Source organism: Knoellia altitudinis (assembly GCF_042666355.1).
Taxonomy (GTDB): domain Bacteria; phylum Actinomycetota; class Actinomycetes; order Actinomycetales; family Dermatophilaceae; genus Knoellia; species Knoellia altitudinis.
The window spans coordinates 2,086,634-2,101,554 of record NZ_JBHTDK010000001.1; the positions used below are offsets into that span (position 1 = coordinate 2,086,634).

At 70.5% G+C, this 14,921-nt stretch carries 14 protein-coding genes; 5 read left to right on the forward strand and 9 right to left on the reverse strand.

What is annotated here, in order from left to right:
- Positions 1 to 262 precede the first annotated feature (262 nt).
- Positions 263 to 790, reverse strand: coding sequence for a hypothetical protein (locus ACFQW8_RS09805; RefSeq protein WP_380086933.1), 528 nt, complete (start codon positions 788 to 790; stop codon positions 263 to 265).
- A gap of 145 nt (positions 791 to 935) precedes the next feature.
- On the opposite strand from ACFQW8_RS09805, the gene ACFQW8_RS09810 reads away from it, so the two are divergent.
- The 4 genes from ACFQW8_RS09810 to ACFQW8_RS09825 are packed head-to-tail and all read left to right on the forward strand — an operon-like array spanning position 936 to position 4,537.
- Complete coding sequence (locus ACFQW8_RS09810; protein WP_380086935.1) at positions 936 to 1,469, forward strand: RNA polymerase sigma factor; 534 nt, start codon at positions 936 to 938, stop codon at positions 1,467 to 1,469.
- Entirely contained in the window at positions 1,466 to 2,086 is a 621-nt protein-coding gene (locus ACFQW8_RS09815; protein ID WP_380086937.1) for a hypothetical protein, read from the forward strand. Before ACFQW8_RS09810 ends, ACFQW8_RS09815 begins: the two co-directional genes overlap by 4 nt.
- A 27-nt stretch (positions 2,087 to 2,113) precedes the next feature.
- Complete coding sequence (locus tag ACFQW8_RS09820) at positions 2,114 to 3,970, forward strand: hypothetical protein (protein ID WP_380086938.1); 1,857 nt, start codon at positions 2,114 to 2,116, stop codon at positions 3,968 to 3,970.
- 12 nt (positions 3,971 to 3,982) lie between these two features.
- The gene (locus tag ACFQW8_RS09825; protein ID WP_380086939.1) at positions 3,983 to 4,537 is read left to right on the forward strand and encodes a dihydrofolate reductase family protein; all 555 of its coding nucleotides are present in this window, start codon (positions 3,983 to 3,985) and stop codon (positions 4,535 to 4,537) included.
- On the opposite strand, the gene ACFQW8_RS09830 is transcribed toward ACFQW8_RS09825, so the two are convergent.
- Together ACFQW8_RS09830 and ACFQW8_RS09835 are read right to left on the reverse strand one after the other, a co-directional pair.
- Positions 4,517 to 5,431 carry an alpha/beta fold hydrolase gene (locus ACFQW8_RS09830; protein ID WP_380086941.1) on the reverse strand — a complete coding sequence of 305 codons (915 nt, stop codon included), beginning with the start codon at positions 5,429 to 5,431 and terminating at the stop codon, positions 4,517 to 4,519. The two genes, ACFQW8_RS09825 and ACFQW8_RS09830, sit on opposite strands and share 21 nt — an antisense overlap.
- Positions 5,431 to 6,216 (reverse strand): exodeoxyribonuclease III, encoded by a 786-nt coding sequence (locus tag ACFQW8_RS09835; RefSeq protein ID WP_380086942.1) that lies wholly within the window; start codon positions 6,214 to 6,216, stop codon positions 5,431 to 5,433. The genes ACFQW8_RS09830 and ACFQW8_RS09835 overlap by 1 nt, the downstream gene beginning before the upstream one ends.
- A 45-nt stretch (positions 6,217 to 6,261) precedes the next feature.
- On the opposite strand from ACFQW8_RS09835, the gene ACFQW8_RS09840 reads away from it, so the two are divergent.
- On the forward strand, positions 6,262 to 7,029 hold the full coding sequence (locus tag ACFQW8_RS09840; protein ID WP_380086943.1) for an SDR family NAD(P)-dependent oxidoreductase: 768 nt from the start codon (positions 6,262 to 6,264) through the stop codon (positions 7,027 to 7,029).
- Here the strand turns inward: ACFQW8_RS09840 and ACFQW8_RS09845 are convergent.
- The 6 genes from ACFQW8_RS09845 to ACFQW8_RS09870 all read right to left on the reverse strand — a co-directional run bounded on the left by ACFQW8_RS09845 (position 7,026) and on the right by ACFQW8_RS09870 (position 14,884).
- Positions 7,026 to 7,970: a sugar kinase gene (locus ACFQW8_RS09845; RefSeq protein ID WP_380086944.1), complete on the reverse strand. Its 945-nt coding sequence runs from the start codon at positions 7,968 to 7,970 to the stop codon at positions 7,026 to 7,028. The two genes, ACFQW8_RS09840 and ACFQW8_RS09845, sit on opposite strands and share 4 nt — an antisense overlap.
- Positions 7,967 to 9,070 carry a glycoside hydrolase family 88 protein gene (locus ACFQW8_RS09850; RefSeq protein WP_380086946.1) on the reverse strand — a complete coding sequence of 368 codons (1,104 nt, stop codon included), beginning with the start codon at positions 9,068 to 9,070 and terminating at the stop codon, positions 7,967 to 7,969. Before ACFQW8_RS09850 ends, ACFQW8_RS09845 begins: the two co-directional genes overlap by 4 nt.
- Entirely contained in the window at positions 9,060 to 11,744 is a 2,685-nt protein-coding gene (locus ACFQW8_RS09855) for a hypothetical protein (protein ID WP_380086948.1), read from the reverse strand. Before ACFQW8_RS09855 ends, ACFQW8_RS09850 begins: the two co-directional genes overlap by 11 nt.
- Positions 11,745 to 11,754: 10 nt before the next feature.
- Positions 11,755 to 12,639, reverse strand: a complete 885-nt coding sequence (locus ACFQW8_RS09860) for a carbohydrate ABC transporter permease (protein ID WP_380086950.1) — start codon at positions 12,637 to 12,639, stop codon at positions 11,755 to 11,757.
- On the reverse strand, positions 12,636 to 13,505 hold the full coding sequence (locus ACFQW8_RS09865) for a carbohydrate ABC transporter permease (RefSeq protein ID WP_380086952.1): 870 nt from the start codon (positions 13,503 to 13,505) through the stop codon (positions 12,636 to 12,638). Before ACFQW8_RS09865 ends, ACFQW8_RS09860 begins: the two co-directional genes overlap by 4 nt.
- A gap of 74 nt (positions 13,506 to 13,579) precedes the next feature.
- Entirely contained in the window at positions 13,580 to 14,884 is a 1,305-nt protein-coding gene (locus ACFQW8_RS09870; RefSeq protein WP_380086954.1) for an ABC transporter substrate-binding protein, read from the reverse strand.
- Positions 14,885 to 14,921: the final 37 nt, after the last annotated feature.

The following is a 14,921-nucleotide window of genomic DNA, read 5'->3' on the forward strand; positions in this document are numbered from 1 at the left end:
GGCGGGACCATGAGCGCGCCCGGGCCGAAGCCGAGAACGGCGGTGGGGAGTGCCACCAGCGCCCACCAGCGGGACCGTCCGCTGGTCCTGAGGGCACGGGTCGCAGCGAGGCTGAGACCGGCCAGCGCGAAGACGCCGAGGATGAAGCCCGTGCCAGCCCAGCTGAACTGAGGGTTGGCCGTGAGCAGCGCCATGAAGCCGCGCGCCACCACTCCCGTGAGGACTCCGAGCGCCAGACCGGCTCCGAGGTGCCGGATGAACCTCACCACGCCACCGTGAGGCAGGCGAGGCGGTCGCCGGCCCCGCCCGTGGCCGGGTTGGTCGGCAGGGCGTGGATGACGACCGACCGCGACCCGGGCTCGGGCACGAACGGCACGCTCGCGGTGCCCGTCCCCGAGCCCTCCGAGGCGGTGAAGTCGAGCCACACCTCGGTTCGGTCGTTGATGCCGGCGACCGGTGTCTGGCCGTGGACGTGCGAGTTGTAGTGCGGACCGGCAGCAGGGCCGTTGCCGGCCACGCACGGCCCGTCGTGCAGGTGGGCCCCGAACGTCCGGCCGTCAGCCGAGCGGTCGATTCCGTTGACCGTGAGCACGGCGTGGCTGCCGCGGGCCGACTCGACCAGCTGGACGCGGGCACTCGCCCCGTCGAACGGTCCCGGCGCACTGGGCGCGAAGTCGCTGAGCAGACCGCTGGTGCGCAGGAACGGGCCAAGTGCCAGCGCGGGGGTGGCTGTCAGGAGGACGATGGCGGTGGCGCCGACGGCAGTCCTGAGCGGTGAGGAGGTGAGCATCGCGGTGTCCCTTCTTCGACGTCGACAGGGTGTCGACACGGATGCAGACGCACCTGCGGTGCCCTCGGGTGACAGCCCGGACCCACGAGAAAAAGGTGGTCCACCACGTCACCCGAACGGCCCCGCCCAACCGTCTGTCGGGGCGATGGAGACCGTCGCCGAGATGCAGATCGACCCGATCGACGTCGGGGTGCCGGGCCTCGACGTCGTCGCGCTGTTCGCCGTGGAGGCTGGCTCCCTCACCCGGCTGGCCCGGTTCTACCTCGATGACCGCACTGCTGCCGAGGACCTCGTGCAGGAGGCCTTCATCCGGCTGTCACGCTCGTCGGGACGGATCCGGCACGGTGGCAGCGCGGCGGCATACCTGCGTTCGATCGTCATCAACCTGGCCCGTGACCACAACCGCCGCGGACTCGTCTCCCTGCGTCACCGGCCCCCGGCCGTCCCGGACGCACCCTCCGCGGAGGAGGACGCGCACGCCCGCGCCGAACGGCAGGCAGTCATCGACGCGCTCCGGTCCCTGCCCCGCCGCCAGCGTGACTGCGTCACCCTTCGCTACTACCTCGACCTCGGGATCCCCGACATCGCCGAGACGCTCGGACTGTCCGCCAACACCGTCAAGACCCACCTGCAACGCGGGCTCGCCACCCTCGCCCAGACCCTGGAGGCCAACCGATGAGCAACCTGGAAGACCGGCTCACCAAGGCCCTGTCCGAGTATCCGATGGAACCCTCACCTGACCTCTTCGACCGTGTCGTCGAGAGCATCGCGGCCGACCGGGTCCGCCGTCGCGCCGTCCTTCAGTGGTCGGTCGCCGGGCTGCTCGTCGTCGTCCTGGCCACCACGGCCGTCCTCATCCTCACCCCCCGAGTGAACGGAACCCTCGCCATGCCCTGGTGGATCCTCGAAGTCGCCACGAACCTCGTCCTCGTCGCCATCGCCCTGTGGCTCGGCCCGTTCATCAAGCGGTTCGGCAGGGCGTACGCCGCCGACGTCTTCCACGACAACCCGCTCACGGGCAAGAGCTACATCGTGCTGACGGACATCGTCTACTACCTGATCTTCGCGGCCTACATCCTCTTCACCCTCAAGGTCGCGCCCGAGACCGACTGGTCGGTGGTGCAGCCGATCGACGACGTCACCGCCGCGCAGGTGAAGTTCGAGCTCCAGCGGATCGGCGGGATCCTGCTCGTCATCGGCATCCTGCACGGGCTCAACATCGTGCTCATGCCCGTGCTGGGTCGACTGTTCTCGCTCAACCGGAGGTTGCCCGGGTCCGGCTCTACCCGGGCGTAACTTCACCGGCCGACCTAGGTTGGGTCCATGGCCCTCACCTCTCGCTCCCGTGCAGCCCACGTCCTTGCCTTCGCAACCGTCGCCGCGTGCGGACTCGCCCTCGGGGGAGGCGCGGCCCAGGCCGCCGATCCCACGACGATGACCCCCATCGGGGGTGGCTACACCCTCGAGACGCTGCAGGGCTTCGGCCGGGCGGCGGCGGACGGAGCCAGCGGTCCCACCGTCGACATCGTCGTCGTCCCCTCGTCCTACGGCGACGCGCCCGCCGACCGCGAGGAGAACCTCGTGCTCGCGCAGCAGCGGACCGACGAGGTCGACGCCGCCTGCGACGCGGTCGTCGCAGCGCCGTTCACCGGCTGCACGGCTGTCCTCGCGCCCCTGCTCAACCGCGCCGACGCCGACGACCCAACCAGCTCGGCGATGATCACCGACCAGACCGACGGCTTCTTCATCCTCGGCGGCGACCAGGGCCTGGCCATGTCGATCCTCGCGGACTCTCCGGCGGAGGCGGCGATGGAGGCGGCCTTCAACCGCGGTGCGGCCGTGGGTGGCACGAGCGCCGGGGCGGCGGTCGAGTCGCGCACGATGATCAACGGCTACGTCGGTGACCTCGGGCCGTGGGACGGTCTGCGACAGGGCAGCTCGATCATCTGGTGGGGAGATGACGCCGACCGTGAGCGTGGCCTGCGGTTCGGGTCCGACCGGGCGATCTACGACCAGCACTTCTACCAGCGTGGGCGCTTCGGGCGCCTGCTCTCGACCCTGGCGACCTCGGACGCCCGTTTCGGCGGGGTGAGCAAGGTCGGCGTCGGGGTCGACTACGCCACGGGCATCCACAACACCGCCGACACGACCCTTGCGCGGACCTTCGGCGCCTCCTCGACCGCCGTCCTCGACCTCGAGTCGCTGTCGTCGCCCATCGCATGGGTCGGGCCCCACAAGGTGCTCTCGACCCGCAACGTCGTCACGCACCTGCTGCCACCGGACAGCGCAGGCAACGCGACGGCATACGACCTCACGACGCGGACGGTGACCCGGGCAGGAGCCCCCGTCGCCACGCCGACCCCGGCACCCCTGACCGGTCCGACGGTCCCGGGTGCGGCGGGCGCCGTCCATCTCGGTGGTGACGTCGTCGGAGGTGGCTCGACGGCCGTCGTGAGCCAGGTGGTCGCGGACGCCACGGCGGCAGTGGCTGCGGGTGCGCAGCCGCGGATCGTCGTGCTCGCTGCGTCGTCCAAGGACAAGAAGGCGACCAGGGCCTACACGGACGCGCTCGTGGCAGCCGGGTGGACCGGTCGGACCGAGGTCGTCGAGCAGGGCAGGAAGTCCCGCGTGGTGCTCGGCGGCGCCGCCGGTGCCGTCCTCGTCGGTGAGACCCCGGCGAGCGTCGCCACGGCGCTGGCCGATCCCACCTTCGCCGCGATGGTGCGCACGGCCGTCCTCACCTTGCCGGTCGTCCTGGCCGACCGTCACCTCACCGCCGGTCTGGGTACGTGGTTCTCGACGAAGGCCGACCCGACGGAGACCAACTACGAGGACGAGGCGATCGCGAACTTCCGCACGGGCGATGGTGCCTGGCAGCGCGGACTCGGCCTCGTGACGGGCTCGCTGGTCCCGTCGCTGACGCTGGACTACCGCTGGGGCAAGCTCTACGACCTCGGTGCGCTCGCACCCGGGCAGGTGGCGTGGGGCATTAGTGAGGACACCGCGCTCCGGATCCCGGCCGGTGCCTCGGCGACGGTGACCGGCGACGGGTCGGTCGTCGCCCTCGACCCGCGGGCGGCCCAGTTCTGGACCGGTCCCAACGGTGCGATCGGTGCGGCCAACGTCCTCCTGAGCACCTTCGGAGCCGGGGACGCCCTCGCGTCGACGGCGCGGCCCTGAGACCGGGGCGTCGTGCGCCGGCTGGTCATCACCCAGAACATCACCCTCGACGGGTCGATCGAGATGCTCGGCGACTGGTTCGACCCCCAAGGCCAGGCCGACATGTCGGACGTGCTCGAGGAGATCGGCCGCCAGCAGAGGCAGTCCGGTGCTCTCTTGGTCGGTCGTCGGACGTTCGAGGACATGCGCGGCTACTGGCGCGACCTGCAGGACGACGAGACGGGCGTCAGCGACCACCTCAACGCAGTGGACAAGCACGTCGTGTCCTCGACGATGACCGACCCCGACTGGGACCGCACCGAGGTCGTCTGTGGTGACGTCGTCGAGCAGGTGCGATCCCTCAAGGAGCGTGACGGCAAGGACATCGTCCTCACCGGCAGCATCCGCCTCGGGCACGCCATGATCGCTGCCGACCTGGTCGACGGGTACCGCCTGTTCGTCTATCCCGTCGTGCAGGGGGGAGGGCGCAGGCTCTTCCCCGAGGGTTTCGAGCTCGGAGGTCTGGAGCTCCTCGAGACGAAGGCCTTCGTCTCGGGCATCGCGCTCCTACGCTACGGATCCCGCTGAGGCCCGGCCTTCGTCGACGAGCTCGATGAGCGCGTCGGCGACGGCGTCGGTCGCCTCGTGGGTGAGCATGTGCCCCTTGCCGGGCAGCACGGTGAGTCGAGAACCCGGTATGCCGTCGTGCAGGCTGCGTGCCCACCTGGCCGGGGTGAGCCGGTCCTTGCTCCCGACGAGGATGCGGGTCGGGGTCTGCGCGAGCTCGGTCAGGGCGTCGGTCTCGTCGTGGTCGCGGATGGAGGAGAAGTAGCGACCTGTCGTCGCCAGCGAGGTCCTGCGCATGAGGCTGGTCATGGCGCGCACGCTGGCCTGGTCGGCGTCGGCGCCGAAGTTGAGGTCGCGCAGCACCCGGCGCGGGATGAGCATCCCGGTGCGCAGCAACGGAACTCGCGCGGCGAGGGCCATCGCGAGGGCCTCGCCGCGAACGTCGGGGCGGCCGTCGATCGAGGCGGTCGTCGCGATGAGGGCGACCCCACGGACACGTTCGCGGAAGTCGGAGCTGTGCGCACCGGCATACGCAAGGACTGTCATGCCTCCCATCGAGTGGCCGCCGAGGACGAGCGGCCCGGTGGAGGCCGTCGCGGCGATCACGGTGGCGAGGTCGTCGGCGAGGGCCTTGATCGATTGGGTCCTAACGGAGCCCCACGTGGATCGTCCGTGGCCGCGCTGGTCATAGGTGACGACGCGAACAGCCCTGTGCGACTGGACTTCTCGGACCACCGGCTCCCACGCCGCGCGGGTGAGCGTCCAGCCGTGGGCCAGGACCAGCGTCGGCACGTCGGGGACGGGCGGGGACGTGGGGAGGAACTCGGTGGCCGCGAGCATGCCACCGTGGGCCGCTGGGATCGACAGCGTGCGACTCGGCGCGGTCGTCGTGCCGCCCCCCTGTGGGGTGGTCATCAGTCCTCCACCTCGATGACGACGGGCGCGTGGTCGCTCGCGCCCTTGCCCTTGCGCTCCTCGCGGTCGATCGCCGCGCCGCGGACGCGCTGCGCCAGCGGGTCCGAGGCCAGGATGAAGTCGATGCGCATGCCACGGCGCTTCTGGAAGGCGAGGCGCGTGTAGTCCCAGTAGGTGAAGGTGCCCGGCTCGGAGGTGTGGGGTCGCACGACATCGCTGACACCAGCGTCGAGCACCGCCTGGAACGCGGCTCGCTCGGGCGGGCTGACGTGGGTCTTGTCGAGGTAGTACTCCATCGACCACACGTCCTCGTCCTGTGGTGCGATGTTCCAGTCGCCCATGAGCGCGAAGGGCTGGTCGGTGGCAGCCCACGCGGCGGTCTGGACGCGGAGCTGCTCGAGCCAGGCGAGCTTGTAGTCCATGTGCGGGTCGCCGAGCGCGCGGCCGTTGGGGACGTAGAGGGACCAGAGGCGGACGCCGTTGCAGGTGGCCCCGATCGCGCGCGCCTCTGCGACGGCCGGCTCGCCCCAGTGCGGCAGGTCCGGTAGGCCGCGGCTCACGTCGTCGAGACCCACGCGGGAGACGATCGCGACGCCGTTCCAGTGGCTCAGACCGTGGTGCGCCACGGCATACCCGAGGGCCTCGAAGCGATCGTGCGGGAACTGGTCCTCGCGGCACTTCGTCTCCTGGATCGCCAGGACGTCGACGTCGGTGCGTTGGAGCCACGCCTCCACGCGGTCGATGCGTGAACGGATGGAGTTGACGTTCCAGGTGGCGATGCGCACCACCTCACCCTACCCACGGGTATGCCGGGTGCTTAGGGTCGTGGCATGAGCACCTCCCTCGTCACGGGCGCCACCGCCGGCATCGGCCGCGAGTTCGCCCTCCAGCTCGCTGCGCGTGGCGACGACCTCGTCCTCGTGGCGAGGGACGTGGCGCGTCTCGAGGCGTTGGCTGCCGAGCTCCGGACCTCACGCGGCGTGGAGGTCGAGGTGCTCTCGGCCGATCTCACCCGTCGGGAGGACGTCGCCAGGGTGGCGGACCGGCTCGCCTCGAGCGATGCGCCCGTCGACGTGCTCGTCAACAACGCGGGCTACTCGCTCAAGAAGTCGTTCCTCGACAACGAGGTGTCCGATGAGGAGGCGCTGTTCGACGTGCTGTCGAGGGCCGTGCTCGTGCTGTCCCACGCGGCCGGCCGGGCCATGCGCTCTCGGGGGCATGGCGCGATCATCAACGTCTCGTCGGTGGCGTCGTTCATCACGTCCGGGACCTACAGCGCCAACAAGGCCTTCGTCACGGTCTTCACCGAGGGGCTGGCGTCCGAGCTCGCGGGGTCGGGGGTGACCGCGACGGCACTGTGCCCGGGGTTCACCCACACCGAGTTCCACGAGCGGGCCGAGCTCGACATGTCGAGGCTGCCGAAGTTCATGTGGCTGGACGCGCCGCGGCTGGTGCGCGACGCCCTCGCCGATGTCGACAAGGGCAAGGTCGTGTCCGTGCCGGGGCGTCAGTACAAGGCGATCGTCACGGCACTGCGCGTCCTCCCGCGTCCCCTCGTGCGGTCGCGGGCCCGCTCGGCCCACCGCCCGAGCGGCTAACGGGCGACGGTGCGCGCCGGCAGGATGTCGCGGATCTGGGCGTAGGCCTCGGCCTCGGGCGAGCCCTGGTCGCCGGTCTCCGAGATGACGTGGGAGGCGAGGATGTGGCCGGCCTGCATGGACGCCCCCACACCGTGACCCGACAGCCGGGAGGCGAGGTAGGCCGCGGCGAACGCGTCCCCCGCTCCCACCAGCTCCACGACGACCACCGGCACCGGCTCGCTCGCTGACCAGGCGCCGTCGACCCACACCACGGCCGGCTCCGGGCCGTCCTTGACGACGAGCTCCCTCACGCCAGGCATGAGCGCGCGGATCGCGTCCGGCGTCTGCGCTCCCCAGACCTCGGCGGCCTCGTCGAGCCCGACGAAGACGATGTCGCAGCGGCGGGCGATCCGGAGCAGCACCTCGGGCGCCGACCCGGGCGTCCACAGGGCGGGTCGGTGGTTGACGTCGAACGAGACGGTCCACGTCCGACCGGGAGCGGTCAGCGCCTCGAGCCGCGCGACGAACTCGTCCGACACGGCTGCCGCCACGCCGCTGACGTGGACGTGTCCGACTGGCGCGAGGTCCTCACCGGTCAGCTCCCAGGCTCCGGCTGCGGCGGACCCCTCGCGGTAGTAGTGCACGCTGCTGCCGTTGCCGGAATCACCGGCGGCCTGCTTGAAGTAGACGCCGGTCGGGCGGTCGGCCACCTCGTGGAGGGCGCGGTCGTCGACGCCCTCGGCGACGAGCACGCTGCGGATGCGCTTGCCGAACGGATCGGTGCCCACCGCACCGGCGTAGCGCACGTCGAGGCCGAGCCGGGCAAGGTGCAGCGCGACGTTGAGCTCGGCTCCGGCGACTCCGATCGACAGCTCGTGCGCGGTCACGAGGTCCTCACCAGCGTGTGGTGTCACCACGACGAGCGGTTCACCACAGCACAGGATGGTCGGTGGGGTCATCGCACGGACTCCCCGCGAGCCAGTGACTCGCCCGCGGCGGCGAGCCCGAGGAGGAGCAGTCCCTGGCCCCAGGGCTGGGGGCGGTCGTCTCGGATCACGCTGTAGCCGAACGGGATCAGCTGCAACACCGTGCCGGCGCTCACGCGGGTGAGCACCCCGTCGTCGACCTGTCCGAGGACTCCGCGAAGCGCGCGCCATCCCGGAGCGGCATACCGGTCCGTCCCCAGCAACGGCACGGAGCGGAGCATGGCGGCAGCGATGCCGGCGGCGGCAGACGTCTCGATGATGCCGGACGTCTCGGGGTGGCCGTCGACGAGGACGTCCCAGATGCCGTGCCCGGGCTGGGTGCTGGCCAGGGCCGAGAGCTGCAGGTCGAGCCGACGACGCAGCTCGTCGCGCGCCCCGGGGTCGACGAGGTCGCGGTCGATCTCGAGGGCTTCGACGATGGCGAGGGCGGCCCAGGCGTTGGCCCGTCCCCAGTGGCACGGGATCGCCGCACCCTGGTGCGAGCCGTGGACGAACAGGCCGTTGTCGGCCTGCAGCACCTCGGCATGGGCGAGAACCTGGGCGACTCCGTCGGCGACGAGGTCGCGGTCCCGCCGCTCCTCGCCCAGCCGCAGGAGGAAGGCACCGACCATGACCATCGTGTCGGCCCACACCCCACCCGGCCAGTGCTCGATCGCGCCGGTGCCGTCGCGCGTCACCTCGGGTCGGCGGGTCCAGTCGAGCAGCCGGTCGAGGGCCGGCCGGTATGCCGTCCGCCCGGCGTGCGTGACCAGGTGGACGGCCGCTGTGCCCGGGGCGACCTCGTTGACGTGGTCGAGCAGGGCGGTCGGGTCGGACGACGGGTCGGCGAGGTGGGTGTCGTACCAGTCGAGGACGGGCTGTGGCACCGGCTCGTCGAAGGCTTCGGCCGCGCGCACGAGACCGAGGAGGCACACCCCCTCGCCCCAGAACCAACGGCGCAGCCCGAGTCGCCACGTCGCGGCTGCGACCTCGCTCGTGACCCGCCGCAACGAGTCGGGCGCCACGTCCTCGACGGCCCAGCCGGGCCGGGGTGGGACGGCCAGCCGGGCGTTGTCGGTGTCCTCAGCCGCCACGGGGCTCACCGTCGATGCCGCTCGCGGGGACCAGCCGGCGTCCTGCGACGGGGTCGATCTCGAGGCGGTGCCCGGCCCAGTCGACCAGCACCGGGTCGGTGGGGGCCGCCACCGTCGTGGCCGGGTTGTCGAGGTGCGGCGGCACGACCGGGAGCCCAGCGGCCACGTCGACGGGACGGTCGTCGACGAGGAACGGTCCGGTCCAGGCCAGCTCGAGGGTCGGGCCGTCGAGCGGGCTCACCCGCACACCGCCGTGCTCGACCCGCCACCCGACCTCGGGCAGCGACTCGGCGAACTCGGCGAGGTCGGCGCACTGACCGGTGTGGGCGTGCATGGCGACGAGCAGGGGTGCCTGGCGCGGAACCCATCGCTGCCACGCCTCGTCGCCCGTCGTGGTGGGGTCGAAACCTCCCGGAGTGGCGACCGCGACGAGCCCGTCGGTCTTGCGCCCGATGAGCCACTCACCGCGCGCCTCCCACTCGTCGAACCGAGCAGCCGGGAACCATAGGTGGACCTGCTCGGCGAGCCGGTCGCCGCGGTGCAGGGCGATGACGGTCCGACCGTGCTGGCGCACCCGCGGCAGCACCCGGTGACCGACCCAACCACTCGGTCGCGTGTGCGAGCCGTGGTTCTCCGCAGCAGGATTCGTCGCCCAGACCTGCAGTGACCCGGGCAGCGTGATTCCCCAGATGTGCTCCTGGAGGCCGGGAAGCCCGACGCGGTAGTCCTGGGCCGAGGACACCATTCCGCCCGGCCCGCGTCGCACGACCACCGTGGACGCATAGCTGCGGGTGAGCAGGTCGCGCTCCATCGCGTAGTCGCCGCGGTAGTGCTGGGTGCCGGTCCACTCGTGGTCGGGCTCGGAAGCGATCGCCCGGACCGCCTCCGGGAGGACGTATGCCGTGCTCGTCGCCAGTGCGGTGGCCGGCAGGGCCGCCTCGTTGAGCGCGCCCAGGCCCCAGAACAGCCACATGATGGCGGCGGTCTCCTCGAGGCACGACGCCCGCAGCGTGGGGGTGTAGCTGCGGCCATGGGCAGAACCGTGGGTGCCTCGCCACGAGTTGCAGGCCAGGGTGAGCAGGATCTTGTCGAGCAGAGCCTCGGCCGAGCGCCGGAGGTCCTCGTCGACGGCATGGTCCACGAGCGCCACGAGGGCCAGCGCGTCGATGGCCAGGTAGGCGTTGGAGTCGAACTCGCTGAACCCGGACGTGAGCTTGCGCTGGATCCAGGCGCGGGCCAGCTCGCGCCCGTGGTCGGCATGCTCCGTGCCGGTCCAGCCCGTGTTGCTGAACTTCTCGTCCGAGAAAGCCTCTCCCACAAGGGTTTCAGCGGTGTGCCACACCATCTGGTGGTTCTCGGTGAAGTAGCACATGGCGTCGTTGCCGGGTTGGTCGATCCAGTACTTGAAGTCGAGGAGTGCCTCTCGCACCGATGTCCGCGCGGACGGGTCCCAGCGCGTCTCAGGCACCCGGTGCCACAGCAGCATGAGCCCGACGGCCTCGAAGTCGGCGCAGTCGGACCTGCTGGTGATGAACCGCAGCGCCGCGGTCAGGTCCTCGGGCAGGACGCTCACGGCAGCGCTGTCCCCGGCGAGGGCGTGACGGGCCAGGGCCCGCGCCGACCCGCTGCGGCCCTTCACGTGCTCGAGCAGCTCGGTGCGCCATGTCTCCGGTGCGCCCTCGGGTTCGTGTCGCTGTCGCCACGGAAGGTGGCCCACGAGCAGCTGGCGCCGTGAGCGGCACGTCTGGTCGTCGACCTGCACCGTCAGGGTGACCTCACCGGTGCCGAGCATCGACGCCTGCTCGCTGTCCGCGTCGGCTGCCACGAGCGGGACCTCGGCAGAGCCGCTCTCGTCGAAGGTGACAGGTGGGACCGGCCGGCCGCCGACGTCGACCCGCACTCGGAGCCCGGGTGGGCCGTGCAGGGTGGCGACGCCATCGGCCGTCTCCCACTGCCGGACGGCCACCGCGTCGAGGAGTCCCTCGCCGACGCTGTCGCGGTGCTCGTCCGCACCCTCGGACGGGATGACGACCCGCAGGGGCAGGCCCTCGACCCGCACCGAGACGGTCTGGCGGACCTCGCGCAGCGCGACGTTCCAGGAGGCGACGAGGAGGTCGCTCGTCCCCGAGGGCAGCAGGGTCTCGACGACCCGGGTCCACGGCTGCATGTAGCCGAACTCGTCATGGTCGAGCACCAGCTCGCCCCGCAGCCACACCCGCAGCGGGCCGGTGCTCCGCACGACGAGGCGTCGCACCTCCGGCTGGTCCACCTCGACCCGGGTCGCGGCGACGAAGGCTCGCTCCGTCGGGGTGTAGCAGAACGTGCTTCGTTCAAGGACTCCGTCGCGTGCCGTCCGGTGCCGTTCCCAGGTCCCGTGCAGCTCCTCGTCCGCGAAGGGTGAGGGCCACGTGAAGTCGACGCCCTCGGCAGGCTCCGACGACGGAGGCGACGGGGGGACGGAAGGTGCGCGGACGGCATACAGGGCGTCCTTGACGACGGCGGCGTCCGGGCCGTTGGTCAACCTCCACCGGCCTGGTCGACCGTCGTCGTCCCACGGCGGACCGTCGGGTGGGACGACCTCGTCGAGTGCCGTGCAGGGTGCCTCCCAGACGGGACCGACGAGCCAGTCGAGGATCGCTCCGTCGGGACCGAGGCGATGGACGGTACGGCTCACTTCAGTCCTGTCATTTCAGGCCCGTCTGGGCGATTCCGGTGAGGATGTGGCGCTGGAGCACGAGGAAGATGATGACCACCGGGAGGATCGTCAGCACCGACATCGCGAGCACGAGGTTGAACGGGACGACCTGCTGGCCGTTGAAGCGGGCGAGCGCCACGGGCAAGGTGTAGACGCTCTCGTCCTGGGCGATGATCAGCGGCCAGAGGAAGTCGTTCCAGCGCCAGATGATCGAGAAGATCGCGACCACCGCCAGCGCCGGACGGCAGAGCGGCATCATGATCCGCCAGAAGATCCGCCACTCCGAGGCGCCGTCGATCCGGGCCGCCTCGATGAGGTCGTCGGGGATCGTCAGCATGTACTGCCGCAGCAGGAACACGCCGGTCGGCGTCGCGGCCGGCGGGATGATGAGACCCCACAGGCTGTTGACGAGACCGAGGTTCGCGACCACCTGGTAGACCGGCAGGAGGATGACCTGCAGCGGGATCATGATCGTCGCGAGCGTGAGCAGGAAGAGGGCGTTGCGGCCTCGGAAGTTGTACTTGGAGAGCGCGAACGCCGCCATCGAGTTGATGAGCAGGGTGAGCGCGGTCGCGGCAACGGTGACGATGACGCTGTTCTTGAAGTACGTGAGGAAGTTGAAGCTCGTGAGCGCCTCGGTGTAGTTCGAGAACGTCGGGTCCCTGGGGATGATCGTCGGCGGGCGCTGGGCCAGCTCGGACGTGTCCTTGAAGGACGACAGCACGGCCCACACCACGGGGATGAGCATGATGATCGCGCCCGTGATGAGCAGGGTCGTCCGGATGATCGTGCCCGTGCTCGGCGGCTTGCGGACGCCGGAGCTGACGGGTGCGGGGGTGGCCGCCGTGGGGGCGGTCTCGGTCGCGGTGCTCACACCGCCTCCTGACGTCGGCCGAGCAGGTAGTTGAGCAGCGTGATCCCGAAGATCGTGATGAAGAGGATGACGCCGGCCGCACTGGCCAACCCGTAGCGGATCGGGGACTCGAAGGCCTGCTCGTAGATGTACTGGACGATGAGGGTGGTCGACCCGGTCGGCCCGCCACCGGTCAGCGTGTAGATGAAGTCGAAGGCCTGGAACCCGGCGATCGTCGACAGGATGAGGACGACGAGCATCGTGGGCCGCAGCAGCGGCAGGGTGATGAGCCGGATCGTCTGCCCGGTGTCGGCGCCGTCGAGCCGCGCCGCCTCGTAGACGTTGCCGTCGATGCCCTGGAGCCCGGACAGCAGGATGAGGGCGTAGAAGCCGAGGTGGGTCCAGACCCCGACGAGGACCGTGCACGTCATCGCGAGGGTGGGGTCGATGAGCCAGCCGGGCTGCCCGAGACCGATCGCGTCGGTGATCGTGTTGACGAGGCCGACGCGGCGCTCGAGGGCCCAGCCCCAGATGAGACCGACGACGACGGGGGAGAGCAGGACGGGCAGGAAGTATGCCGCTCGCAGGACACCGCGACCGCGTTGCTGCGAGTTGAGCATGAGCGCCAGCGCCGTCGACAGCACCATCGTTACGACGACGAAGGCGATGACGAAGATCGCGGTGTGCCGCACCACGCCCCAGAACTCGCCGTCACCGAGGATCCGGGTGTAGTTGCCCGTGCCGACGGGTTCGAACGTGCGACCGTTGCGGCTGTCGAAGAACGAGATGTTGAAGCCGTTGATCGCCGGGTAGATCGTGAAGATCGCGAAGACGATCATGTTGGGCGCGACGAACAGGTAGGGCGCCCAGCGCGACCTGGACCTCATGCGGCTGGGGCGAGGCGCCCCCGACTCCGCCGACGGGCGCCCGGTGTCCGGGCCGCCCGCGACGGTGGTCGCGCTCACTTGCTGTCGGCGATGACCTTTTCGATCCCCGCCTTGAGGTTCTTGGCCGTCGTCGCGGCGTCCTGTTGTCCGGCCACGGCCTTGGCGAACTCCTCGACGAGCACCGTCGCCGACGGTCCGAAGGCCGGGGAGGCCACGGCGTCGTAGGTGTCGGCAGGGGTCTCGGCGACGTCCGCCGTGAAGACCTCCATGTCGGCCTGACGCTCGGGGTAGGTGACACCGTCACCCTCGATGAGGTCGTTGCGGGTGGGCAGCCACATCGACTGCGCGTCCATCTTGGCCTGCGACTCCTTGGAGTTGAGGAACTGGACGAGCGCGGCTGCCATCTGCGGCTCCTTGGACTGGCTCAGACCGACGGTGTACTTGCCGCCGGGGAAGCCGCCGCAGCGCTCTGCGCAGGCGTTGGGGACGGCCTGCCACGCGAACTTCGCCGACTTCGCGAACTGGGCGACCTGCCAGTTGCCGGAGATGTAGATCGGGGCCTGCTGCGCGAGGAAGATCTCGTTGGCGCCCTTGTACTTGCTGCCCGACTCGATCCAGAAGTCCTTGGGGATCGTGCCGTCCTCGATGAGGGTGAGGAGGCTGTCGATGGCCTTGGTGGCCTTGGCCACGTCGAGGGTGTTGGTCAGGTCCTTGCCGACCATCGTCGTGCCGTTCTGGCTGAGGATCGTCGAGAGGCGGTGCCCGGACTTGTCGATGGCGATGCCCGCCTCGGTCTTGGTGGCGGCCTGCACCTTCTTGGCGGCCGCGACCATCTCGTCGAAGCTCCACTTCGTGGGCACCGGGACGCCGGCCTTCTTGAAGAGGTCGACGTTGACGAAGGGCCCGTTCATCGTGAGGTCGTTGGGGACGGCGATGATCTTCTCGCCGTCCTTGATGGCGGTTGCGGGTCCGGCGAGGAACTCGTTGGCGTAGTCCTTGCCCACGACCCCGGAGAGGTCCATGAGGTCGGCGCGGAAGGGCCCGAGGTCCGCGAGTCGGGCGACGTCCGGGGCGTTGCCGCCGGAGAGCCGTGCCTGGAGCGACTGCTGGAGGTCGGCGAACGGGACGATCTGCAGGTTCACCTTCCCGCCGGACTTCGTCTCGAACTCCTTGAGCAGGTTGCGGGTCGCTGCCTCGTCCGGGCCGTCGGTGAAGTAGAGGTAGGTGATCGTCTTGCCCTTGAACGAGCTCAGGTCCACGGAGCCGGAGGCGCTGGGCGCCGCCGCATCGGGGGAGTCGGACTCGGTGGTGCCGGGGGCACAGGCCGCAAGGGCGGCGATGCTCACTGCCGCCAGGCCGGTGATGAGGGTCGAACGCATCGGAATCTCCTGTGCTGTGCGCGGGCCGTCCGCCGGA